This is a genomic window from Streptomyces sp. NPDC046261, assembly GCF_040646235.1.
Taxonomy (GTDB): domain Bacteria; phylum Actinomycetota; class Actinomycetes; order Streptomycetales; family Streptomycetaceae; genus Streptomyces.
The window spans coordinates 18,820-43,598 of the sequence record NZ_JBEYZU010000030.1 but is presented as its reverse complement, the minus strand read 5'-3'; the positions used below and the strand labels follow the sequence as shown (position 1 = coordinate 43,598).

The 24,779-nt window shown below is 72.4% G+C and carries 11 protein-coding genes (1 of these 11 running past the window's edge); 4 read left to right on the top strand and 7 right to left on the bottom strand.

Annotation, left to right across the window (positions count from 1 at the left end):
• Nucleotides 1-44: 44 nt before the first annotated feature.
• Nucleotides 45-836 carry a metal-dependent hydrolase gene (locus ABZ956_RS29460; protein WP_361900179.1) on the top strand — a complete coding sequence of 264 codons (792 nt, stop codon included), beginning with the start codon at nt 45-47 and terminating at the stop codon, nt 834-836.
• A 29-nt stretch (nt 837-865) separates the two neighbouring features.
• On the opposite strand, the gene ABZ956_RS29455 is transcribed toward ABZ956_RS29460, so the two are convergent.
• Nucleotides 866-2,647, bottom strand: coding sequence for an ABC transporter ATP-binding protein (locus ABZ956_RS29455; RefSeq protein WP_361900177.1), 1,782 nt, complete (start codon nt 2,645-2,647; stop codon nt 866-868).
• Nucleotides 2,644-4,485, bottom strand: a complete 1,842-nt coding sequence (locus tag ABZ956_RS29450) for an ABC transporter ATP-binding protein (protein WP_361900174.1) — start codon at nt 4,483-4,485, stop codon at nt 2,644-2,646. The genes ABZ956_RS29455 and ABZ956_RS29450 overlap by 4 nt, the downstream gene beginning before the upstream one ends.
• 149 nt (nt 4,486-4,634) lie before the next feature.
• Here ABZ956_RS29450 and ABZ956_RS29445 point away from each other — a divergent pair, with 149 nt between their 5' ends.
• Nucleotides 4,635-6,251, top strand: a complete 1,617-nt coding sequence (locus tag ABZ956_RS29445) for a peptide-N4-asparagine amidase (protein WP_361900171.1) — start codon at nt 4,635-4,637, stop codon at nt 6,249-6,251.
• A 40-nt stretch (nt 6,252-6,291) separates the two neighbouring features.
• Here ABZ956_RS29445 and ABZ956_RS29440 read toward each other — a convergent pair whose 3' ends face one another.
• Entirely contained in the window at nt 6,292-6,735 is a 444-nt protein-coding gene (locus ABZ956_RS29440) for a MarR family transcriptional regulator (RefSeq protein ID WP_361900168.1), read from the bottom strand.
• 137 nt (nt 6,736-6,872) lie between these two features.
• Here ABZ956_RS29440 and ABZ956_RS29435 point away from each other — a divergent pair, with 137 nt between their 5' ends.
• Nucleotides 6,873-8,669, top strand: a complete 1,797-nt coding sequence (locus tag ABZ956_RS29435; protein WP_361900165.1) for an ABC transporter ATP-binding protein — start codon at nt 6,873-6,875, stop codon at nt 8,667-8,669.
• Between the two features lie 130 nt (nt 8,670-8,799).
• On the opposite strand, the gene ABZ956_RS29430 is transcribed toward ABZ956_RS29435, so the two are convergent.
• The 4 genes from ABZ956_RS29430 to ABZ956_RS29415 all read right to left on the bottom strand — a co-directional run bounded on the left by ABZ956_RS29430 (nt 8,800) and on the right by ABZ956_RS29415 (nt 12,967).
• Complete coding sequence (locus ABZ956_RS29430; RefSeq protein WP_361900162.1) at nt 8,800-9,963, bottom strand: CaiB/BaiF CoA-transferase family protein; 1,164 nt, start codon at nt 9,961-9,963, stop codon at nt 8,800-8,802.
• 99 nt (nt 9,964-10,062) lie between these two features.
• Nucleotides 10,063-10,740 carry an LUD domain-containing protein gene (locus ABZ956_RS29425; protein ID WP_361900160.1) on the bottom strand — a complete coding sequence of 226 codons (678 nt, stop codon included), beginning with the start codon at nt 10,738-10,740 and terminating at the stop codon, nt 10,063-10,065.
• Nucleotides 10,737-12,206 (bottom strand): lactate utilization protein B, encoded by a 1,470-nt coding sequence (locus tag ABZ956_RS29420; RefSeq protein WP_361900157.1) that lies wholly within the window; start codon nt 12,204-12,206, stop codon nt 10,737-10,739. Before ABZ956_RS29420 ends, ABZ956_RS29425 begins: the two co-directional genes overlap by 4 nt.
• Nucleotides 12,203-12,967, bottom strand: a complete 765-nt coding sequence (locus tag ABZ956_RS29415) for a (Fe-S)-binding protein (protein WP_361900154.1) — start codon at nt 12,965-12,967, stop codon at nt 12,203-12,205. The genes ABZ956_RS29420 and ABZ956_RS29415 overlap by 4 nt, the downstream gene beginning before the upstream one ends.
• Nucleotides 12,968-13,250: 283 nt before the next feature.
• On the opposite strand from ABZ956_RS29415, the gene ABZ956_RS29410 reads away from it, so the two are divergent.
• A protein-coding gene (locus ABZ956_RS29410; protein ID WP_361900151.1) for a type I polyketide synthase crosses the window boundary here: on the top strand, nt 13,251-24,779 show its beginning. Its footprint extends 17,034 nt past the window's final position; 11,529 of the gene's 28,563 nt are visible here — the first part of the coding sequence; it begins with the start codon at nt 13,251-13,253; the stop codon falls past the right edge of the window.

The window sequence follows — 24,779 nt, the reverse complement described above, 5'->3', positions numbered from 1 at the left end:
CGTCAGAAAGGCTGGGCGCCGACCAGCGAAGGGGTGGAACGACCATGATGGGACCGGCGCACTCGCTCTCCGGCGCGGCGGCCTGGCTGGGCGTGGGGGCCGCCGCCGCGGGAGCCGGGCACCCGATGCCCTGGCCGGTGCTCGTCGTCGGCGCGCTGATCTGCGCCGGAGCGGCGCTCGCCCCCGACCTCGATCACAAATCCGCGACGATATCGCGGGCCTTCGGCCCGATATCACGCATCCTGTGCGGAGTCATCGACGCACTGTCCCACACGGTCTACAAGGCCACCCGCGCCAAGGGCGACCCCCGTCGCAACGGCGGCCACCGCACCCTGACCCACACCGCGCTGTGGGCCGTGCTCATCGGAGCCGGCACCTCGGCCCTGGCCATGACCGGCGACCGCTGGGCGGTGCTCGGCATACTCTTCGTCCACATGGTGCTCGCCGTCGAGGGGCTCCTGTGGCGGATGGCCCGGACCTCCAGCGACGTCCTGGTCTGGCTGCTCGGCGCCACCAGCGCCTGGATCCTCGCCGGCGTCCTGGACGAGCCGGGCAACGGTTCCCACTGGCTGTTCACCGGCCCGGGCCAGGAGTACATGTGGCTGGGCCTGCCCATCGTCCTTGGGGCCCTGGTGCACGACATCGGGGACGCCCTCACCGTCTCGGGCTGCCCGATCCTGTGGCCCCTGCCCATCGGCCGCAAGCGCTGGTACCCCCTCGGTCCGCCGAAGAGCATGCGTTTCCGGGCCGGCAGCTGGGTGGAGCTGAAGGTCCTCATGCCGGCCTTCATGGTGCTCGGCGGTGCCGGCGGGCTCGGGGCCCTGGACCTCATCTGACGTCCCCGGCCCCGGCCCACCACGGCGGGCTACTGGTGCCAGGAGCGCCACAGCGCCGCGTACGCGCCGTCCGCCGCGACCAGTTCGTCGTGACTGCCCAGCTCGCTGATCCGGCCGTCCTCCGCGACCACGATCACGTCCGCGTCGTGCGCGGTGTGCAGCCGGTGCGCGATCGCCACGACCGTACGTCCCTCCAGCACCGTCGCCAGCGAACGCTCCAGGTGCCGGGCGGCCCGCGGATCCAGCAGCGAGGTCGCCTCGTCCAGGACCAGCGTGTGCGGGTCGGCGAGGACCAGCCGCGCCAGGGCGATCTGCTGCGCCTGGGCCGGGGTGAGCGCGAGCCCGCCCGAGCCCACCTCCGTGTCCAGACCGTTCTCCAGGGCCCGCGCCCAGCCGTCGGCGTCCACGGCCGCGAGCGCCGACCACAGGTCGTCGTCCCCGGCCGTCGTGCGCGCCAGCAGCAGGTTGTCGCGCAGCGAGCCCACGAAGACGTGGTGCTCCTGATTGACCAGCGCGACGTGGCGGCGCACCTGTTCCGTGGGCATCCGGGAGAGCTCCGCGCCGCCCAGTGTCACCGCGCCCGCGCGCGGCGCGTAGATGCCGGCCAGCAGCCGGCCCAGCGTCGACTTGCCGGCCCCGGAGGGGCCGACCAGTGCCACCCGCGTGCCGGGCGGGACGTCGAGGGAGACGCCGTGGAGCACATCGTTGCCGGGGACGTAGCCGAAGCGCACCTCGTCCGCCCGCACCTTCCGGCCGGCCGGGCGCACCCGCCCGTCGGCGTCGGCCGGCTCGATCTCACGCACTCCCACCAGCCGGGCCAGCGACACCTGGGCGATCTGGAGCTCGTCGTACCAGCGCAGGATGAGCCCGATCGGCTCGGTGAGCATCTGCGCGAACAGCGCGCCCGTCGTCAGCTGCCCCACCGAGATCCACCCGTGCAGGACGAACACGCCACCGATGATCAGCACGGAGCCGAGCAGCAGCACATGCGTCACATTGATCACGGGGAAGAGGACCGAGCGCAGCCAGAGCGTGTAGCGCTCCCAAGCGGTCCATTCGGCGACCCGCTGGTCGGAGAGCTCCACCCGGCGGTGCCCCAGCCGGTGCGCCTCGATCGTCCGCCCGGCGTCCACGGTCTCGGCCAGGGACGCGGCGACCGCCGCGTACCCGGCAGCCTCGGAGCGGTACGCGGCCGGCGCGCGGTGGAAGTACCAGCGGCAGCCGGCGATCAGCAGCGGCAGCCCGACGAGCACACACAGCGCCAGTGGCGGCGCGGTGATCGTCATCGCCCCCAGCAGCAGCCCCGCCCACACGAAACCGACCGCCAGCTGCGGCACTGCCTCCCGCATGGCGTTCGCCAGCCGGTCGATGTCCGTGGTGATCCGGGACAGCAGATCACCGGTGCCCGCCCGCTCGAGCACGCTCGGCGGCAGGGCCACCGAGCGCACCAGGAAGTCCTCGCGCAGGTCCGCCAGCATCTCCTCGCCCAGCACGGCCCCGCGCAACCGCACCATGCGGACGAAGACTGTCTGTACGGCCAAGGCGACCATGAACAGGGCTACCGCGCGCCCCAGGTGGATCTCCTCCACGCCCGACGCCAGGTCATCGACCAGCCCGCCCAGCAGATACGGGCCGACCATCGAAGCGATCACGGCGATGGCGTTCACCGTCACCAGCAGGACGAATGCCGCCCGGTGCCGGCGCAGCAGCTCCTTCACATAACTCCGCACCGTGGCGGGCCTGCCGACCGGCAGGGTCGTCGCCGACTCCGGTGCGGCCGGGTCGTACGCCGGTGGCGCCACGCCGATCATGCCGACTCCTCGATCTGCTCGCTCTTGTCGAACTCGGTGAGCTCGCTGTCCACTGCCACGTCCGTCTTCCCGCCCATCGCCCCATCCGTCGCCCCGTCCGTCCGACGGGTGACGACCGCGCGGTACAGGGAATGGGAGCGCACCAGTTCGCCGTGCGTGCCCACCGCCGCCACCTGGCCGTCGCGCACGAGCGCCACCCGGTCCGCCCGGTCCAGGAGCAGGGGACTGGAGGTGAACACCACCGTCGTACGCCCCTTGCGCAGCGCCCGCACGCCGTCGGCGATCCTGGCCTCGGTGTGCGAGTCGACGGCCGAGGTCGGCTCGTCCAGCACCAGCACCTCGGGGTCGGTCACCAGCGAGCGCGCCAGCGCCAGCCGCTGCCGCTGCCCGCCCGACAGCGACCGCCCGCGCTCGGTGATCCGGGTGCGCATCGGGTCTCCGCTGTCGTCCGCCGAGCCCTGCGCCAGCGCGGTCAGCACATCACCGCACTGCGCCGCCGCCAAGGCCGCCTCCGCCGTCACGGCCCCCGACGCCGGAACGTCCAGGAGCTCGGCGAGCGTCCCCGAGAGCAGCACCGGGTCCTTGTCCTGGACGAGCACCGCGGCACGGGCCGCGTCCAGCGGCACCTCGTCCAGCGCCACTCCGCCCAGCAGAGGCGACGGCGTGCCCTCCGTGCCTTCCGGGGCGTGCCCGCCGAGCCGGTCGGCGAGCCGCCCGGCGGCGTCGGGGTCACCGCACACCACGGCCGTCAGCTGCCCCGCGGGGGCCAGAAGCCCGCTCGCGGGGTCGTACAGATCGCCCGTCAGACTCCCGGGGTCCCGTTCCTCCTCCGCCGAGGGCGCGGTGCGCTCCAGCCCCAGCACCCGGGCGGCACGCTGCGCGGACGGCCGGGAGAAGGAATACGCCATGGCGATCTCCTCGAACTGCCGCAGCGGGAACAGCAGGAAGGTGACCACGCCGTAGACCGTCACCAGCTCGCCCACGCCGATCCGGCCGTCCTGCGCCAGTGCCACCCCGTACCAGACCACCGCGATCAGCAGCAGCCCCGGCAGCACCACCTGCACCGCAGCGATGAGGGCCCACATACGGGCGCTGTGCACGGCCGCCTTGCGTACCTCCTGCGAGGCGCGCCGGTAGCGGGACAGGAACAGCTCCTCGCCGCCGATGCCGCGCAGCACCCGCAGCCCTGCCACGGTGTCCGACGCCAGTTCGGTGGCCCGGCCGGCCTTCTCCCGCTGCTCGTCCGCCCGTTTCGTCGCGGGCGGCAGCAACGGCAGTACTGCCAGCGCCAGTACCGGCACTCCGAGGGCGATCAGCGCCCCCAGGGCGGGCTGGTAGATCATCAGAGCCACGCACAGCACAACCGTCGTGAACGCGGCGGACGCGAAACGCGACAGCGCCTCTACAAACCAGCCGATCTTTTCGACGTCGCCCGTCGACACGGCGATGACTTCACCCGCTGCCACCCGCCGCGTCAGCGCGGCTCCCAACTCGGCCGTCTTACGGGCGAGGAGCTGCTGCACACGCGCCGCGGCCGTGATCCAGTTGGTGACCGCCACGCGGTGCAGCATCGTGTCACCGAGCGCCGTGAGCGCGCCGAGTACCAGTATCAGGCCACCCGCGAGGGCGAGTCGTGCCCCCGACCGGTCGACGACGGCCTGCACGGCGAGGCCCACGGCCAGCGGGAACGTGGCCACGGACGCCATATGGACGACGCCCCAGAGCATCGCCTTCACCTGCCCGCCCAGCTGGTTGCGTCCCAGCCAGAGCAGGAAGCGCGGGCCTGACCGGACATCCGGCCGGCCCGGGTCGGCATAGGGAAGATCACTGATCTGCATGGCATCCCGGTTCGGGCTGGGGGGTGGGTGGGGGCTGTGCAAGGCTCGCGCCCGCAGTACTCCGGTTACAACTGGTTTTCCGCCGGGGCGGTGGATCAGGCCAGACGAGTACTGGTGCGCCCTTCGGTGAAGCGCTTCACTCCTGCCCCATGAGACGACTGTTTCTCGCGCTGTGCGCCGCGACCGTAGGCCTGTTGCTGGGCATCAGCCCAGCCGTGGCCGCGGCGCCCACCGAATTCGGGACCGACTGGCACGACCCCATCACCGCCGGACCACCGGTGGCCACACCCGGCACGACCTCGTGCAAAGTGACCGTCGCCGAGACCGAGTTCCGCGACTACACGCCCTACAAGAGCACCTACCTGCCGCCCAAGGGCTGCGGAGACCGCTGGAACAAGGTCGTTCTGCGCCTCGAAGGCGCCGTGGCCGGGCGGCAGTACGACCGTCTGGGGTATCTGCACATAGGCGGCGTCGAAGTGCTCCGCACCTCGACGCCGGAACCCTCACCCGAGGGCATCACCTGGAACGTGGAGAAGGACGTCACCCGGTACGCCCCCACCCTGCGCAGCGCACAACCCGTCGAGATGCTCATCGGCAATACCGTGAACGAGACCTACACCGGCGTCATCAAGGTCAAGGCGACGCTGACCTTCTACAAGGCCGAGGGCCGGGTCAAGCCAGCCCAGACCCCCGACCAGGTCCTCACCCTGGAGGGCGCACACCACGACGGCGCGGTCTACGAGGGGCGGCTGACCACGCCGCGCAACAGCGAACGGATCGTCGCCGAGGTCTACGCCACCGGTTCGGGCGGCGGATGCGAGGAGTTCTGGTACCTCACCGTCCCGGACGCGGCGCCGTACCCCTGCAAGGCCAAGGACGGCCCCTATCGTGAGGTGCGTGTCTCGGTCGACGGCCGGCTCGCCGGCATCGCGGCGCCCTTCCCGACCGTCTGGACCGGCGGCTGGTCGAACCCCTTCCTCTGGTACGTGATTCCGGGTCCGCGTGCGTTCGACGTCCGGCCCGTGGAGTACGACCTCACGCCCTTCGCCGGGCAGTTGAACGACGGCAAGCCCCACAAGATCACGATCTCGGTCGCCGGCGTCCCCCAGGGGCAGAGCGGCTGGAGCACACCCACCAACATCCTGGTGTGGCAGGACGGCAAGTCGGAACGGGTCACCGGCGCGGTCACCACCCACCGACAGGGCGAACCGGCCAACACCGTCGCGTACGAGCCCGGCACCGAGCGCCGGCTGAAGTCCGAGGGCGGGAACTCCCTCACTGTCGGGGGCTACATCGACACCTCGCACGGGCGCGTCGCCACGACCGTCACCCGGAAGCTGGCCGGGACCTCCACACACCGGTGGACGGGGGACGGCGAGTCGCTGGACGCGCTCAAGGCCCGCTGGACCGACGACGAGACGGTCACGGTGGACGGCCGCGGCCCGGCGGTCACGACCCGCTCCCACCGGGTGTACACCATGGACGGTGAGACGTCGGTCGGCTCCGGCGACCGTCTGCGCACGGTCATGACCATGGGGGACGCCGTGGACAGTGTCACGCTGCGCGCCGGACAGCGCGTCGGCTGGTCACGCCTGGACGACACCTACCGGGGCGACGCGGCGTACAACCAGAACGTGCCGCGCGACCAGCGTCATGCGACGGGCGTCTCCAGCGAGCGCTACCGCCTGTACGGTCCGGGGGTCTGCTACGACCGCACCCTGGCCACGGCCCAGGGCGAGCTGACGCAGGACAGCCGGCGCTGCTGAAACCCGCACGCGGCGGGTCCGCGATCGCTGGGCGCCGCCCTCAGGGCGCGCCGCGGTCCGGGCCCGCCAGCAGTTCGTTCAGCAGGCCGCCGAGCACCTCGCGCTGTTCGGGGCGGAGAGGGGCGAGGATGTCCTCCACGGCGGCCCGCCGGGCGTCACGCAGGGCCTTGAGCGTCATGCGGCCCTGGTCGGTTAGCTCTATGCGGATCACCCGGCGATTGGACTGATCCGGCACCCGGCGCACCGCGCCGTTGGTCTCCAGGGCGTCGACCAGCGTGGTGACCGCCCGCGGCACGACCTCCAGATGCCGGGCCAGATCCGCCATCCGCGGCGGGGTCTCGTAGTGCGCGACGGTGCGCAGCAGCCGCGACTGGGCGGGCGTGATGCCGACCGGGTCCAGATAGCGCTTCTGCGCGCGATGGAGCCTGCGAGTCAGCCTCAGCAGTTGCTCGGCGAGCTGACCGGACGTGTCGGGGGCCGTCATGATCGCATTCTATCAGGACTACCTCCATTGTGAGTATAGGTAACAGTGAGCTATGCTCTGTTCAGTCAGTGTTCTCAGCGTCTCTTGCGCTTGTCGCACCTCTCCGTATTCGAAACCGGACTTCGCTGAAGGAGCCCATGCCTCACGACGAACTCGACTGGACACCACCTCCCCGGGACCCGGAACAGCCCGCACAGGTGCGGCGCATCCTCCGTCTCTTCCGCCCCTACCGCGGCAGGCTGGCCCTCGTGGGGCTGCTCGTCGCCGCCTCCTCCCTCGTCACGGTCGCCTCACCGTTCATGCTGCGCGAGGTCCTCGACGACGCCATCCCCCACGGCCGTACCGGCCTGCTCAGCCTGCTGGCTCTGGGAATGATCGCGGCCGCCGTCGTCAACAGCGTCTTCGGCGTCCTGCAGACCCTGATCTCCACCACCGTCGGCCAGCGGGTGATGCACGACCTGCGCACCGCCGTCTACGGCCGGCTCCAGAGCATGCCGCTCGCCTTCTTCACCCGCACCCGCACCGGCGAGGTGCAATCGCGCATCGCCAACGACATCGGCGGGATGCAGGCCACCGTGACCTCCACCGCCACGTCACTGGTCTCCAACCTCACCAGCGTCATCGCCACGGTCATCGCCATGGTGGCCCTGGACTGGCGGCTGACCGTCGTCACGCTCCTGCTGCTGCCGGTGTTCGTCTGGGTCAGCCGCCGGGTGGGCGACGAGCGCAGAAAGATCACGGTCAAACGCCAGAAGCAGATGGCGTCCATGGCCGCCATGGTCACCGAATCGCTGTCGGTCAGCGGCATCCTGCTCGGCCGCACCATGGGCCGCTCTGACTCGCTGACGCAGACGTTCGCCGGGGAGTCCGACCGTCTGGTCGCCCTCGAAGTGCGGGCGAGCATGGCCGGACGGTGGCGGATGTCCACCATCGGCATCGTCATGGCCGCCATGCCCGCGCTCATCTACTGGGCCGCCGGCCTCGCCCTGCAGACAGGCGGCCCCGCCATCTCCCTCGGCACGCTGGTGGCCTTCGTCTCGCTCCAGCAGGGGCTCTTCCGGCCGACGGTCGGCCTGCTCTCCACCGGCGTGCAGATGCAGACCTCCGTCGCACTCTTCCAGCGCATCTTCGAGTACCTCGATCTGCCGGTGGAGATCACCGAGCCCGCGGAGCCGGTACGGCTGGAGAAGATCAGAGGCGAAGTCCGCTTCGAGAACGTCTCCTTCTCCTACGACCCCACCAGCACGGCGCTCAACGGCATCGACGTCGCCGTCCCGGCTGGTGGCAGCCTGGCGGTGGTCGGCCCCACCGGCTCCGGCAAGAGCACCCTGAGCTATCTCGTGCCCCGGCTGTACGACGTCACCGGCGGGCGGGTCCTGCTCGACGGCGTCGACGTCCGTGACCTCGACTTCGACACCCTCGCCCGCGCGGTGGGCGTCGTCTCCCAGGAGACGTACCTCTTCCACGCCTCCGTCGCCGACAACCTCCGCTTCGCCAAGCCCGACGCCACGGACGAGGAGATCCGGCAGGCGGCGGAAGCGGCCCAGATCCACGACTACATCACCTCGCTGCCCGAGGGCTATGACACTCTCGTCGGCGAGCGCGGCTACCGCTTCTCCGGCGGCGAGAAGCAGCGCCTGGCCATCGCGCGCACCATCCTGCGGGACCCGCCCGTCCTCATCCTGGACGAGGCGACCAGTGCTCTGGACACCCATACCGAGCACGCCGTCCAGCAGGCCATCGACGCGCTGTCCGCCGGCCGGACGACGATCACCATCGCGCACCGGCTCTCCACGGTCCGTCATGCCGACCAGATCATCGTCCTCGACGGCGGCCGTATCGCCGAGCGCGGTACGCATCAGGAGCTCCTCGCGGACGACGGGCGCTACGCCTCGCTGGTGCGGCGCGATACGTACCTCACGGCCAAGGTCTGAAGAAGGCGCCGCTCCACCGCTGGGCCGAGTGGCTAACCCGCTCGGCCCACTCCGGCGACGGTTCGCAGGCCGCCGAGATCGACGGCCTGCGGCACGGCGGTAGCCTGTGCAGTCGGGGTGTTGGGGGCCCCTAGTCGTCGCCGGATGTGCCTGGCGGAGGGAACTCCGCGCGGATCGCCGCTGTGTGCTCGCCGAGCGCGGGCACCGCACCCATGGCGGCCTCCCGCCCGGCCACCTCCACCGGCGGCAGCAGACCGCGCAGCGGACCGGCCGGGGAGTCGAACTCCCGCCAGCGGCCACGCGCCGTCAACTGCGGGTGATCGGTGAATTCCGCCACCGTCCGCAGGCGGGCGTGCGCGATGCCCGCGCCTTCGAGCAGGGCGAGGACCCCGTCCGCCGTATGGCGGGCGAAGCGTTTCTCTATGACGTCGGTCAGATCGTCGTCATGGGTGTGACGCAGGGGGTTGTCGGCGAAGCGAGGGTCGCGCACCAAGGCGGGGAGCCTGAGGACCTGTTCGCACAGGGCTGTCCATTCACGGTCGTTCTGCACGCTGAGGAACACGCGCGCGCCATCACCGCACCGGTAGGGCCCGTAGGGGGAGATGGACGGGTGGCGGGCGCCGCTGGGGGCGATGGGCGCTCCGCCGTAGGCCTGGGCGAAATAGGGGTGCCCCATCCACTCCGCGAGGGCGTCGAAGAGCGAGACGGACAGCGCCGATCCCTCGCCGGTGCGTTCGCGTTCGTAGAGGGCGGTGAGAATGCCGGTATAGGCGTACATCCCACCGGCGATGTCGGCGATGGAGATGCCCGGCCGTGCCGGGGAACCGGCACTGCCTGTGATCGAGAGCAGCCCGGTCTCGCACTGCACCAGCAGGTCGTATGCCTTCTTGTCCCGGTACGGCCCCTCCGTGCCGTAGCCGGACACGTCGCAGGTGATCAGGCGCGGATGCCGGGCGCGCAGGGCGTCGGCGCCGAGGCCGAGCCGGCCGGCCGCGCCCGGGCCGAGGTTCTGGATGAACACGTCGGCACGGGCGAGGAGCCGGTCCAGCAACGAGCGGTCGGCGCCGGCCTTGAGGTCGAGGGCGACGCTCTCCTTACCCCGGTTGATCCAGACGAAGTAGGCGGAGAGGCCCTTGACGCGGCGGTCGTAGTCCCGGGCGAAGTCCCCGCGCCCGGGGCGCTCGATCTTGATGACTCGCGCGCCGAGATCCGCGAGCTGGCGGGTGGCGAAGGGAGCGGCGACGGCCTGTTCGAGAGCGACGACCGTGACGCCGCGCAGTGGCGGTTCCAACACTTCCTCCCAGCGTGAGGATCATATGACCGGGCCTGTGGATAGCGCGCCGCACGACGAACGTCCCGCCCGTAGCCTGACGTTCATGGAAACCACGGGGGATCACATGAGCAGGACGACGTCGAGCGCACGCGGCCCGTGTACGCCCTCGACCCGGTCCAACTCGATGTCGCTGGTCGCGGACGGGCCGGAGATCCAGGTCAGGGGCCGGGTCGGGGTCAGTCTTCCCAGAGCCTGCGGTACCGAGTCCACCACTTGGTCCGCGACGCGCACCACGCACAGATGGTGGTCGGGTACGAGCGTGATACGCCGGCGCCCCTGGTCCGGGCCCGCGTCGAGCACCAGCGTGCCGGTCTCGGCGATGGCCAGCGCACAGCCGGTGACCACGCTGTCCATGGCATCCAGGTCATGGGGCGACAGCGAGGCGGAGTCGCGCACGAGCTCCACCGGCGCCTGCGCGAGCCAACCGCTCGGCAGACCGACCGGCACGACCACGCGACGGGCGCCGCGCCGTCGGAGCAGCTCGGCCAGGAGAGCCGGCAGCCCGTCGGCGTCCGTCCGGTGCACGGTCGCGCGGTAGTCGGTGAGGTTGTCGGCCAGCAGGGCGACGGACTCGGCGGCGGTCCGCTGCCCGTGCGTGCGCCGATAGTCCCGTGGCACGGGATGGTCACGCGGGCGTTCGTAGGGCGGCACGTCGGACAGGGCGCGCCGGATCCGGCCCAGGATCCGCTCCCTGGAGGGGTTCGGGCTCAGGCCACCGGGGCCCGCGGCGGCGGTCATGCGTCACCGCCTCGGGTCCGGGCCCACCAGTCCCGGAACGACTCGGGGGGAATCTCCGGCAGCTCACGGGTGTCCGACCAGGCCCGGCCCGGGCCCGGCAGCCGCCGGGGCCGCAAGCGCCGGGCACGGGCCGCGAGGCGCTGACCACGACGCAGCGCCGCGGGATGGTCGAGGACCCAGCCCGCGGTACGCATCATGGCGCGCTCGAACGTGTGGCCCTTCGCCGGCCTGATGACGGTGCGCGTACCGCGGACCGTCACCTCGCCGCCCTCAACGACCCGCTCGCGCAGGTGGATCAGGACCTCCGGGATGTCGATGGCGACAGGACACGCCTCGTAGCAGGCACCGCACAAGGAGGAGGCGAACGGCAGGGATTCCTCGAGAGGAGAGGCGAGGCCACGCAGCTGTGGCGTGAGGATCGCGCCGATCGGGCCCGGATAGGGCGAGCCGTAGGCGTGGCCGCCGGCCCGCTCGTAGACGGGACAGACGTTGAGGCAGGCCGAGCAGCGAATGCAACGCAACGCCTGACGTCCGACCTCGTCGGCCAGGGTGTCGGTGCGGCCGTTGTCCAGCAGCACCAGGTGGAAGGCGCGCGGCCCGTCCTCGTCGGCGGTGCCGGTCCACATCGACGTGTACGGGTTCATACGTTCGGCAGTCGAGGAACGGGGAAGCAGTTGAAGGTAGATCTCCAGATCCCGCCAGGTCGGCACGGTCTTCTCGATGCCGACGACGGAGATCAGCGTGTCGGGGAGGGTGAGGCACATCCGGCCGTTGCCCTCGGACTCGACGACGACGAGCGTGCCAGTCTCGGCGACCATGAAGTTGGCTCCGGACACGCCGACGGCGGCCCGCAGGAACTTCTCGCGAAGGTGCAGCCGTGCGGCCTCGGCGAGGTCGGCGGGGCGGTCGGTGAGCCCATGCGGGGCGGGGCGCCCCCAGTCGGCCATCCGGTCGCGGAAGATGTCGCGGATCTCCGTGCGGCCGCGGTGGATGGCGGGGACCAGGATGTGGGAGGGCAGGTCGTCGCCGAGCTGAACGATGAGTTCGGCGAGGTCGGTCTCGTAGGCCCGGATGCCCGCCTCCTCGAGCGCGGCGTTGAGACCGGTCTCCTGGGTGGCCATGGACTTGACCTTGACGACCTCGCGCTCGCCGGTGGCCTGGACGAGCCGGGTGACGATGCGGTTCGCCTCGGCCGCGTCCGCCGCCCAGTGGACGGTGCCCCCGGCACGGGTGACGTTCTCCTCCAGCTGCAGGAGGTAGTGGTCGAGGTGGCGCAGCGTGCGGTCCTTGACGGCGGCTCCGGCGGCGCGCAGCTGTTCCCAGTCGCTCAGTTCGGCGACAGCACGGGCCCGCTTGGCGCGGATGGTGTGCGTGGCGTGGCGGAGGTTGGCCCGCAGGGTGGCGTCGCGGGACGAGTCGGCGGCGGCCCGGGGAAAGGCCGGCATGCCCAGGTACGTGCGGCTCACAGGACGTTCCCCTCTGTGCTGGCCAGGATCTCCGCGATGTGGACCGGGCGAACGGAGGATCCCTCCCGGGTGAGGGTGCCGCCGATGTGCAGCAGACAGGAGTTGTCGACCGCGCAGACCGCACGCGCGCCGGACTCCTCGATGGCACGGGTCTTGTCCGCGCCCATCGCCGCGGAGACGGCCGGGTTCTTGACGGCGAAGGTGCCGCCGAAGCCACAGCACTCCTCGGCGCCCGCCAGCTCCCGCAGCTGGAGTCCCTTGACGTGCTCCAGCAGCCGTCGTGGACGGTCGCCCAGACCGAGGACGCGCAGCCCATGACAGGTGGGGTGATAGGTCACGGTGTGCGGGAAGAAGGCGCCGACGTCGCTCACCCCCAGGACGTCCACCAGGAACTCGGTCAGCTCGTAGGTGCGGGGACCGACGCTCGCGGCCGCCTCGGCCAGCTCCTCCGACTCCCGCCGCGGACGGTTCTCTGTGGCGGCGCGGGCCGCGATCCTCGGGTAGGCGTCGCGCACCATGGCGGCGCAGGAGGCCGACGGGGTGACGATGTGGTCGTAGCCCCGGAAGGCGGCGGCATGGCGAAGCATCAGCGCCTCGGTCCGGTGCCGGTATCCGGTGTTGAACAAGGGCTGTCCGCAGCAGCTCTGCGCCGCCGGGAAATCGACCTCCACACCCAGCCGTTCCAGCAGGGAGACGACCGCCCGGCCCGTGCCCGGATAGAGCGTGTCGTTGACGCAGGTGACAAACAGCCCTACGCGCATGACACCTGACATCTCCTTGCGGCCGGTGATCGTCTGCCGCCTCATCCTGCCGCACCGCGAGGCTTCTGTGAAAGACCTCCGCACCCCGTCCGCGCCCATCCGACACTAGGGATTTTCATGACCGTGCCCGCCGACACTGAGCCCATGGCGTGCGGGAATACGAGCAGGGCAATCGCGGTCCGCGTCCGCTTCGGCGCAGTGACCGGACGACAGCCGTCCCGAGTACCGGATGTCCACATCGAATCCTCCGCTGTCCGCCGGTCTTCAGATGGGTTGAGTTGATATGGACAAGGAACAGAAGCTCCGGGACTACCTCAAGCGGGCGAGCGCCGACCTGCGGCGTTCCCGGCAGCGGGTCAGCGAGCTCGAGACGGCCGCCAGCGAGCCGATCGCGATCGTGGGCATGAGCTGCCGCTTCCCGGGAGGCGTGACCAGCCCGGAAGAGCTCTGGACCATGCTGGCCAACGGTGAGGACGGCATCACCGGCTTCCCCGACGACCGTGGCTGGGAACTGGGCACCGACGAGACCTTCTCCGGTGGCTTCCTGCACGACGCCGCCGAGTTCGACGCCGGCTTCTTCGGGATCTCGCCGCGCGAGGCGCTGTCCATGGACCCCCAGCAGCGCGTCCTCCTGGAGTCCTCCTGGGAGGCATTCGAGCGCGCCGGCATCGACCCTGCCGCCGTCCGCGGCACCAAGACCGGTGTGTTCGTCGGGGCCATGCCCCAGGACTACCGCGTGGGCCCCGACGACGACGTCCAGGGCTTCACCCTGACCGGCAACGCCACCAGCATCCTCTCGGGCCGGCTGTCGTACTTCTTCGGCGCCGTGGGCCCCGCGGTGACCGTCGACACCGCCTGTTCGTCCTCACTCGTGGCACTCCACCTGGCCGCACACTCCCTGCGCGCCGGAGAGTGCTCGCTGGCTCTCGCCGCGGGCGTCACGGTGATGTCCAGCCCCACCACCTTCGTGGAGTTCAGCCGCCAGGGCGGCCTGGCGGCCGACGGCCACTGCCGCTCGTTCGCCGACTCCGCCAACGGCACCGGCTGGTCCGAGGGCGTGGGCGTCCTCGTACTGGAAAGACTGTCGGAGGCCCGCCGTAACGGACACCGGATCCTGGCCGTGGTGCGTGGCTCCGCCGTCAACCAGGACGGCGCGTCCAACGGCCTGACCGCCCCCAACGGACCCTCGCAGCAGCGGGTGATCGAGCAGGCGCTGGTCAACGCCCGCCTTTCTGCAGACGAGATCGACGTCGTGGAAGCCCACGGCACCGGCACGACCCTCGGTGACCCGGTCGAGGCCCAGGCGCTGCTCGCCACCTACGGCCGCAACCGTCCCGAGGACCGCCCCCTGCTCCTGGGGTCGGTAAAGTCCAACATCAGCCACACCCAGGCGGCGGCCGGCATGGCCGGCGTCATCAAAATGGTCATGGCGATGCGGCACGGCATGCTGCCCAAGACGCTGCACGTCGACGAGCCCTCCACGCACGTCGACTGGACCGCGGGAGCCGTACGCCTGCTCACCGAGCCGGCCCCGTGGCCGCAGCGGCCGGAACCGCGCCGCGCGGGCATCTCCTCCTTCGGGCTCAGCGGCACCAACGCCCACACGATCCTGGAGGAGGCCCCGCCCGCCGAGGCCGAGGCCCCGGAAGCTCCCGAGAACGGCACCGACGCCGAGCCCGCGCCGGCAGCGCTGCCCATCGACGCCGGGACCATGCCCTGGCTCGTCTCCGGGCGCACCCGTGAGGCCCTGCGCGCCCAGGCGGCACGCCTGCTGGACTTCATGGAGTCCCGTCCCGCGCTCGCCCCCGTGGACGTGGCCTTCTCCCTCGCGACGACCCGCTCCGGCCTCGAACACCGTGCGGCCGTGACAGCCGCCGACCGCGACGGCGCCCTCGCGGGCCTCACCGCACTGGCCGCCGGCGACCCCTACCCGGCCCTCGTGCAGGGCACCACACAGGGCAGGTCCAAGCTGGCCTTCCTGTTCGCCGGCCAGGGCTCCCAGCGACTGGGCATGGGCCGCGAGCTCCACGCCCGTTTCCCCGTGTTCGCCCATGCTCTCGACGAGGTCCTGGCCCACCTGGACCCCGGCCTCGACCGGCCCCTCAAGGACGTGCTGTTCGCCGCCGAGGGCTCGCCGGAAGCGGCGCTGCTGAACGAGACCGGCTACGCACAGCCTGCCCTGTTCGCGATCGAGGTCGCGCTCTACCGGCTGGTCGCCTCATGGGGCGTCAAGCCCGACTTCCTCGCCGGACACTCGATCGGTGAGATCGCCGCCGCGCATGTGGCCGGCGTGTTCTCCCTGGCCGACGCCGCCGCGCTGGTCGTCGCCCGAGGCCGCCTGATGCAGGCGCTGCCCGTCGGCGGCGCGATGGTCTCGCTCCAGGCGACCGAGGCAGAGGTCCTTCCCCTGCTGGAGGCCCGCGCCGACCGCGTCTCGATCGCGGCCGTCAACGGTGCGGAGGCCGTCGTCGTCGCCGGTGACGCCGATGAGGTCGCCGCCATCGAGGAACACTTCACCGGCCTCGGCCGCAAGGCCAAGCGGCTGCGCGTCTCCCATGCCTTCCACTCCCCGCTCATGGCACCCATGCTCGAGGAGTTCCGGGCCGTGGTGGCGGGCCTGACGCCGCAGGCGCCCGTCATCCCGGTCGTGTCGACTCTGACCGGCACCCTCGCCACGGTCGAGCAGCTGACCTCCGCCGACTACTGGGTGGACCACGCCCGCCAGGCCGTCCGGTTCGCGGACGCCATCGACTGGCTGGCCGGCCACGGCACCACCACTTTCCTCGAAATCGGCCCCGACGGCGTCCTGTCCGCCATGACCCGCGCCTGCCTGGACGACACCGACGGCACCGCCCATGAAAGCGCTGTGGCGCTGCCCCTGCTGCGCCCGGGACGCCCGGAGACCGACACGATCACGGCCGCCGCTGCGGGCCTGCACGTCCGCGGGGTGCCCCTCCAGTGGGAGCAGTACTTCTCCGGCACCGGAGCACAGCACGTCGACCTGCCGACCTACGCCTTCCAACGGCGCCGCTTCTGGCCCAAGGGCGTGCTCACCCAGGCCGGTGACGTCCGTGCCGCCGGACTGGGCGCCGCCCACCACCCGCTGCTCGCAGCGGCCGTGTCCCTGGCCAATTCCGACGGACTGCTGCTGACCGGTCGGCTCTCGGTGCAGACCCACCCCTGGCTCGCCGAGCACGCCGTGCGCGGCGCGGTACTGCTCCCGGCCACCGCCTTCCTGGAGCTGGCCATTCGCGCCGGCGACGAGGTCGGCTGCGACCGGGTGGAGGAGCTCACCCTGGCCGCACCGCTGATCCTGCCCGAGCAGGGCGGCGTCCAGGTTCAGGTATGGGTCGGCAGCCCCGACGAGTCCGGCCGCCGCACCCTGAGCCTGCACTCCCGTCCCGACGGTGCCGAGGAGCAGCCCTGGACCCAGCACGCCGCGGGCATCCTGGCCTCCGGCGAGCAGCACGCCGACTTCGACGCCACCGCATGGCCCCCCGCGGACGCGCAGCCGCTGGAGCTCGACGGCTTCTACGACCGCCTTGCCGAAACGGGCTTCGCCTACGGCCCCGTGTTCCAGGGCTTGCGCGCCGCTTGGCGCCAGGGCGACGACGTCTTCGCCGAGGTCGCCCTGCCCGAGACGGCCGGCTCCGACGCCGGCGCCTTCGGTATTCACCCCGCCCTGCTGGACGCCACCCTGCACGCGTCGGCCTTCGTCGACCTCGGCGAGCACGTACGCGGCGGCCTGCCCTTCTCCTGGCAGGACGTCACCCTGCACGCGAGCGGCGCGTCCACGGTCCGGGTGAAGCTCTCCCCGGCCGGTGATGACGCCGTGTCCATTGCCGTCACCGACACCACCGGTGGCCTCGTCGCCTCGGTGGGCTCGCTCGTGCTGCGGGCACAGCCCGACCAGCACTCCGGCGCCTCGGTTCCGCTGGTGCGGGACGCCATGTTCGAGCTGCGGTGGACGCGCCTGCGCGGTCACACGGCCATGCCCGGCTCGGTCGGTGTGCTCGGGACGGACCCCTTCGGCCTGCTCGGGACACTCGCCCAGGACGGCCTGCCCGTCCACCCCTTCGAGCTCACGGAGGACGGCGAGACGGCCGTCCCGGCCGTCGTGCTCGCCCCCCTCACCGGCGACAGCGCGGTAGGAGCGGTCGCCTCGGCCCACGATCTGACGTCTAGGGTCCTGCGGCAGCTGCAGACCTGGCTGGCAGACGAGCGCTACGCCGAATCCCGGCTGGTCTTCGTCACCCGCGGCGCCGTCGCCGCCGACGGTGAGAGCGTGCCGGACCCGGCCGCCGCCGCCGTCTGGGGCCTGGTGCGCTCTGCCCAGACGGAACACCCCGGCCGCTTCGCCCTCCTCGACCTCGAACCCGGCATGTCCCGGCCGGCCCTGCCCCCGCACGCCCTGGGCGTCACCGAACCGCAGGCGATCGTCCGGGACGGCGCCGTGCTCGGCGCACGGCTGGCGCGCGCCCGCGTGACCCCCGCCCCCGACGCCGCGCCGTGGGATGCCGACGGCACGGTACTGATCACCGGTGGTACCGGCGGTCTGGGCAGCGTGCTGGCCCGGCACCTGGTCACCGAGCGCGGCGTACGCAACCTGCTGCTCGTCAGCCGCCGCGGCGGCGCGGCCGAGGGTGCGGCGGAGCTGGTCGCCGAACTGAGCGACCACGGCGCGCACGTCCGCGTCGAGGCGTGCGACCTCGCCGACCGCGACGCCATCGGGCGACTGCTCGCCACCGTCCCGGCCGACCACCCCCTGACCGCGGTGGTGCACAGTGCCGGCACCCTCGACGACGGCCTGATCGAGTCGCTCACCGCCGAACGGATCCACGCGGTGCTGCGCCCCAAGGCCGACGCCGTGTGGAACCTCCACGAGGCCACCCAGGGCCTGAACTTGGCGGCGTTCGTCATCTTCTCCTCCCTGTCCGGCACCATCGGTGCCCCCGGCCAGGGCAACTACGCCGCCGCGAACGCCTTCGTCGACGCCGTCGCCCAGCTGCGGCGCGGCGCGGGCCTGCCGGGTCTGTCCCTCGCCTGGGGCCCGTGGGCCCCCACCGGCGGAATGACCGGCGGCCTCTCCGGAGCCGAACTGGAGCGCCTGGCCCGCATGGGCACGCCCGCGCTCTCCGAAGAGCAGGGCGTGGCGCTGTTCGACGCCGCCGTCGCCACCCGTGCCGCCGTGCTGCTGCCCGTCCGCCTCGACCTGCCGGTCCTGCGCGCCCAGGGCGACGTACCGCCTCTGCTGCGCGGCCTCATCCGCACCCCCGCCCGACGCTCGGCGCTCTCGGGCTCCGAAGCGGCCGTCGGCCTGGTCCAGCGCCTGTCGCGGCTGGACGAGGCGGACCGCACCGACGTGGTGCTCGAGCTGGTGCGTGCCCAGGTCGCCGCCGTGCTCGGCCACACCAGCCCCGCGGACGTCGACACGACCCGGCCGTTCCAGGAACTGGGATTCGACTCCCTGACCGCCGTGGAACTGCGCAACCGGCTGAGCACCGCGACCGGTCTGCGCACCGCCGCCACCGTGATCTTCGACTATCCGACGGTCACGGCACTGGCCGGCCACGTCCTCGGCGAGCTGATGGGCTCGGAGGCCGCCGTCGCGGTCACCGCTCCCCGCGCCGCCGCCGACCAGGACCCCATCGTGATCGTCGGCATGAGCTGCCGCTACCCCGGCGGCGTCACCTCGCCCGAGGACCTGTGGCGGCTCGTCAGCGAGGGCACCGACGCCATCTCGGGCTTCCCCGTCGACCGCGGCTGGGACCTCGACGCCCTCTACGACCCGGACCCCGACCACCTCGGCACCACCTACACCCGCTTCGGCGGCTTCCTGCACGACGCCGCACAGTTCGACCCGGCCTTCTTCGGCATGAGCCCCCGCGAGGCCCTGGCCACCGACTCCCAGCAGCGGTTGCTGCTGGAAGCCTCCTGGGAGGCCATCGAGCGCGCCGGCATCGACCCGGTGTCGCTGCGCGGCAGCCAGACGGGCGTCTTCGCCGGCGTCATGTACAACGACTACGCCGCGACCCTCACCGGCGGGCAGTTCGAGGGCTACCAGGGCAGCGGCACCTCGCCGAGCATCGCCTCCGGCCGGGTCTCCTACGCCCTCGGCCTGGAGGGCCCCGCCGTCACCGTCGACACTGCCTGCTCGTCCTCACTGGTCGCGATGCACTGGGCCATGCAGGCCCTGCGTTCCGGCGAGTGCTCGCTGGCCCTGGCCGGCGGCGTCACGGTGATGTCGACCCCCACCTCCCTCATCGAGTTCTCCCGGCAGCGCGGCCTCTCCCCGGACGGCCGGTGCAAGGCCTTCTCGGACAGTGCCGACGGCGTCGGCTGGTCCGAGGGCGTCGGCGTGCTCGTCCTCGAACGGCTCTCCGACGCCCGCCGCAACGGCCACCGCGTCCTGGCCGTCGTGCGGGGCTCCGCCGTCAATCAGGACGGCGCCTCGAACGGGCTCACCGCCCCCAACGGTCCCTCGCAGCAGCGCGTCATCCGGCAAGCCCTGGCCGGCGCTGGCCTGTCCGTCGCCGACGTCGACGCCGTGGAGGCACACGGCACCGGCACCGCACTGGGCGACCCCATCGAGGCCCAGGCCCTGCTCGCGACCTACGGCCAGGAACGCGACCCCGAGCGCCCCCTGCTGCTCGGGTCGATCAAGTCCAACATCGGCCACACCCAGGCCGCCGCCGGCGTCGCCGGCGTCATCAAGATGGTCCTGGCCATGCGCCACGGCGTCCTGCCGCGCACCCTCCACGCCGGCACCCCGTCCTCGCACGTGGACTGGACCGCGGGAGCGGTGGAACTGCTCAGCGAGGAGATGTCCTGGCCCGACGCGGGCCGGCCCCGCCGAGCGGGTGTGTCCTCCTTCGGCATCAGCGGCACCAACGCCCATGTGATCATCGAGCAGGCCCCCGGCACACCGCCCGAGCCGCACCGGGACGCCCGTACGACAGCGGCCGTCGTGCCGTGGACGATCTCCGGCAAGAACCGCGCCGCCCTGCGCGAACAGGCCGCCCGCCTGCGGTCCTTCATCGACGCCCACCCCGCACTGGACCCCGCCGACGTCGGCCTCTCGCTCGCCACCACCCGCGCCGCCTTCGAGCAGCGCGCGGTCGTCGTCGGCGACCGCGACGAACTCCTGCGCTCCCTGACCGCCCTGGCCACCGACCGCCCCGACCCCGCCCTGACCGAGGGCGAGACCGGCGGCGCGGGCAAGCTGGCCCTGCTGTTCGCCGGCCAGGGCAGCCAGCGGCCCGGCATGGGCCGCGAGCTCTACGCCCGCTTCCCCGCTTTCGCCGAAGCCCTCGACGCGGTGACCGCCGAGCTCGACCCCCTCCTGGACCGGCCCCTGAAGGACGTCCTCTTCGCCGACGCACACAGCCCCGAGGCGCAGCTGCTGAGCGAGACCGGCTGGACCCAGCCGGCCCTGTTCGCCGTCGAGGTCGCCCTCTACCGGCTGCTGCGGTCCTGGGGCGTACGCCCCGACCACCTGCTCGGCCACTCCATCGGCGAGCTCTCCGCCGCCCACGCCGCCGGCGTGCTGTCCCTGCCCGACGCCGCCAAACTGGTGGCCGCCCGGGCACGCCTCATGCAGGCCCTGCCCGCCGGCGGGGCGATGATGTCCCTGCAGGCCACCGAGGACGAGGTCGCCGAGCTGCTCGCCGGTCGCGAGCACGAGGTCTCCCTCGCCGCCGTCAACGGCCCCACCGCCGTCGTCATCGCCGGTGACGAGCAGGCGACCGCCGAGATCGCCGCCCACTTCCAGGACCGGGGACGCAAGACCAAGCGGCTACGGGTGAGCCATGCCTTCCACTCGCCGCGCATGGAACCCATGCTGGAGGAGTTCCGCCGCGTCGCCGAGGGCATCGCCTTCACGGCACCGGCCATCCCGGTCGTCTCCAACCTGACCGGCAAGCTCGCCACCGAAGAAGAGCTGTGCTCGCCCGACTACTGGGTCGAACACGTGCGCCGCACCGTCCGGTTCGCCGACGGCGTACGCACCGCACAGGCAGCCGGCGCCGCCACCTTCCTCGAACTCGGCCCCGACGGCGTCCTGTCCGCCCTCGCCCAGGACACCCTCGGCGACGACACCGACGCCGACCTGGTCCCCTCGCTGCGCACCGACCGCACCGAGGAGCAGGCGATCGTCGCGGCGCTCGGCCGCCTCCACGTACGCGGCATCACCGTCGACTGGCCGGCGTTCTTCACCGGCACCGGCGCCCGCCCCGTCGAGCTGCCCACCTACGCCTTCCAGCACGAGCGCTACTGGCCCGAGCCCGAGCCCGAGGCCGCCACCGGCGCCCAGCCGGCCGCCGACCCGGCGGACGCCGAGCTGTGGGGCGCCGTCGAGCGCGGTGACGCGGGCGAGCTCGCCGCCCTCCTCGGACTGCGCGACGAACAGCACGCCTCCCTCTACGCCCTGCTCCCGGCCCTGTCGTCCTGGCGACAGCACCGCCACGAGAAGTCGCTCCTGGACGCGGCGCGCTACCGCGTGCAGTGGAAGCCCGTCCGCGCCAACGCGGCACCGGTCCTGGACGGCACCTGGCTGGCCGTCACCACCGAGGACATCGACGCCGACGAGATCCTGGACGCCCTGCGCGGCCACGGAGCTCAGTTCGAGCGACTGGTCCTGGACGCGTCCTGCCGCGACCGCGCCGAGCTCACCACCCGCCTGGAGGCCATCGGGGACGTCTCCGGCGTCCTGTCCCTGCTGCCGCTGGCCGACCGGCCGGGCCCGCTCGGCACCGAACTGCCGACCGGCCTCGCCCTCAGCGTCGTCCTCACCCAGGCACTGGCCGACACCGGCCTGTCCGCCCCCGTGTGGACCCTCACGCGCGGAGCCGTCTCCACCGGCCCCGCCGACCCGCTCACCCACCCCCTCCAGGCCGCCGCATGGGGCCTCGGCCGGATCGCCGCGCTGGAACGCCCCCAGCCGTGGAGCGGACTGATCGACCTGCCGCCCGTCCTCGACGCGCCGGCCATCCAGCAACTGGTCAGCGCACTCGCCGCACAGGACGGCGAGGACCAGATCGCCATCCGCGCCACCGGCACGCTCGGCCGGCGGCTCGTGCGCCACACCGTCCACGAACTGCCCCAGGCCGAGGACTTCACCGCCGACGGCACCGTACTCGTCACCGGCGGCACCGGCGGCCTCGGAGCCGAGGTCGCCCGCTGGCTCGCCCGCAGCGGAGCCCGGCACCTCATCCTGACCAGCCGCCGGGGCCCCGACGCGCCCGGGGCGGCGCACCTGCGCACCGAGCTGGAGGACCTGGGCGCCCGCGTCACCATCACCGCCTGCGACGCCGCCGACCGCGAGCAGCTGGCCGGCGTCCTGGCAGCCGTCCCCGCGGACCTGCCGCTGACCGGTGTCATCCACGCCGCGGGCGTCGGCCAGGCCGCCCCCCTCACCGAGACGTCACTGGCCGACGTCACCAACATGATGGCCGCCAAGATGCTCGGCGCCGCCCATCTGGACGACCTGCTGGGCGAGCACGACCTGGACTTCTTCGTCCTGTTCTCCTCGATCGCCGGCGTATGGGGCAGCGCGGGCCAGAGCGCCTACGGCGCGGCCAACGCCTACCTCGACGCCCTCGCCGAGCACCGCTTCGCACGCGGCCTGGCGGCGACCTCCGTGGCGTGGGGCCCCTGGGCCGAGGCCGGAATGGCCACGCACGAAGCCATGGCCGACAAGCTGCTCCGCCGCGGCCTCCGGTTCCTCGCACCGCGCCACGCCATCACCGAACTGCGCCGCGCTGTCGTCCAGCACGACGTGACGGTGACCGTCGCCGACGTCGACTGGGAGCGCTACCACCCCGTCTTCACCTCCTCGCGGCCCAGCGTCCTCTTCGACGAACTGGCCGAGGTCCGCGCACTGGAACAGCCCGACCGGCAGGGCGACCGCGCCGCCTCGGAATTCGCCGGCCGCCTCCACGGCCTGAGCGAGGCCGACCAGCACCGGACGCTCGTCGACCTTGTGCGCGCCGAGGCCGCCGTCGTCCTCGGCCACACCTCCGTCGAGGGCGTCAGCGAGCGGCGCGCCTTCCGCGAGGCGGGCTTCGACTCGCTCACCGCGGTCGAGCTGCGCAAGCGGCTCGCCACGGTGACCGGGCTGGCCCTGCCCAGCACGATGGCCTTCGACTACCCGACCCCCATCGCACTGGCGAAGTACCTGCGCACCCAGATCCTCGGCGCGGGCGACGCCCCCGCGGCCCCGGCGGCCGTACCGGCGGGCGGCTTCGACGAGCCGATCGCCATCGTGGGCATGAGCTGCCGCTTCCCCGGCGGCGTGCGCTCCCCCCAGCAGTTCTGGGACCTGGTGTCCGAAGGCGTGGACGCCATCAGCGACTTCCCCGTCAACCGGGGCTGGGACGGCACGGACCTGTACGACCCGGACCCCGACCAGCCCGGCAAGACGTACTCCACCCAGGGCGGCTTCCTGCACGACGCGGGCGAGTTCGACGCCGGCTTCTTCGGCATCTCCCCGCGTGAAGCGCTGTCGATGGACCCCCAGCAGCGACTGCTGCTCGAAACGACCTGGGAGGCCTTCGAACAGGCCGGCATCGACCCCGTCTCCGTCCACGGCAGCCTGACCGGCACGTTCATCGGCTCGACCTACCAGGAGTACGGGCTCGGCCTCGACGACAGCTCCGCCGGCCACGCGGTGACCGGCACCAGCCCCAGCATCCTGTCCGGGCGCCTGGCCTACCTGTTCGGGCTGGAAGGCCCCGCGGTCACCGTGGACACGGCCTGCTCCTCGTCCCTGGTGGCGCTGCACCTGGCGTGCCAGTCGCTGCGCAACGGCGAGAGCTCCCTGGCCCTGGCCGGCGGCGCGACCGTCATGACCAACCCCAACCCGTTCATCGTCTTCAGCCGGCAGCGCGCCCTCGCGCAGGACGGCCGGTGCAAGGCCTTCTCCGAGGCCGCCGACGGCATGACCCTCGCCGAGGGCGTGGGCATCCTCGTCCTGGAGCGCCTCTCCGACGCCCGCCGCAACGGCCACGAGATCCTCGCCGTGGTCCGCGGCTCCGCCATCAACCAGGACGGTGCCTCGAACGGGCTCACCGCCCCCAACGGTCCCTCGCAGCAGCGCGTCATCCGGCAGGCCCTGACCAACTCCGGCCTCACCACGGCGGACATCGACGTGGTGGAGGCGCACGGCACCGGCACCGCGCTCGGCGACCCCATCGAGGCCCAGGCCCTCCAGGCCACCTACGGCCAGGACCGCGACCCGCAGCGTCCGCTCCTGCTGGGGTCGGTCAAGTCCAACATCGGTCACACCCAGTCGGCGGCCGGCGTCGCCGGTGTGATCAAGATGGTCATGGCGATGCGGCACGGCACCCTGCCGCGCACCCTGCACGCCGACGAGCCGTCCTCCCACATCGACTGGACGCCCGGCACGGTGTCCCTGCTGACCGAGGACCTCGACTGGCAGGAGGGGGAGCGGCCGCGCCGCTGCGCGGTCTCCTCCTTCGGCATCAGCGGCACCAACGCCCACGCGGTCCTCGAAGAGGCACCGCGGGAGCAGGAACAGGCCCCCGACACGCAGGCCGCTCCGGCCGGCGCCCTGCCGTGGGTGCTGTCCGCCCGTACGCCCGGCGCCCTGCGCGCCCAGGCCGCCCGTCTCGCCGCCCACGTCGAGGCCGACCCCCAGGTCAGGCCGGCCGACATCGGCCACGCCCTGGTCACCTCGCGTACCGTCTTCGACCATCGCGCGGTGGTCGTCGGTACCGGCACCGACGAACTCCTGGGCGAGCTGCGATCCCTGGCCGCAGGCGAGTCGTCGGCCGCCGCCGTCCACGGCACGGCC

Bases quoted from the DNA above. Each gene is read 5' to 3' on its own strand.
- ABZ956_RS29415 (WP_361900154.1), bottom strand. From the start codon at position 12,967: ATGCGCGTAGGGCTGTTTGTCACCTGCGTCAACGACACGCTCTATCCG.
- ABZ956_RS29445 (WP_361900171.1), top strand. From the start codon at position 4,635: ATGAGACGACTGTTTCTCGCGCTGTGCGCCGCGACCGTAGGCCTGTTG.
- ABZ956_RS29435 (WP_361900165.1), top strand. From the start codon at position 6,873: ATGCCTCACGACGAACTCGACTGGACACCACCTCCCCGGGACCCGGAA.
- ABZ956_RS29450 (WP_361900174.1), bottom strand. From the start codon at position 4,485: ATGCAGATCAGTGATCTTCCCTATGCCGACCCGGGCCGGCCGGATGTC.
- ABZ956_RS29425 (WP_361900160.1), bottom strand. From the start codon at position 10,740: ATGACCGCCGCCGCGGGCCCCGGTGGCCTGAGCCCGAACCCCTCCAGG.
- ABZ956_RS29460 (WP_361900179.1), top strand. From the start codon at position 45: ATGATGGGACCGGCGCACTCGCTCTCCGGCGCGGCGGCCTGGCTGGGC.
- ABZ956_RS29455 (WP_361900177.1), bottom strand. From the start codon at position 2,647: ATGATCGGCGTGGCGCCACCGGCGTACGACCCGGCCGCACCGGAGTCG.
- ABZ956_RS29440 (WP_361900168.1), bottom strand. From the start codon at position 6,735: ATGACGGCCCCCGACACGTCCGGTCAGCTCGCCGAGCAACTGCTGAGG.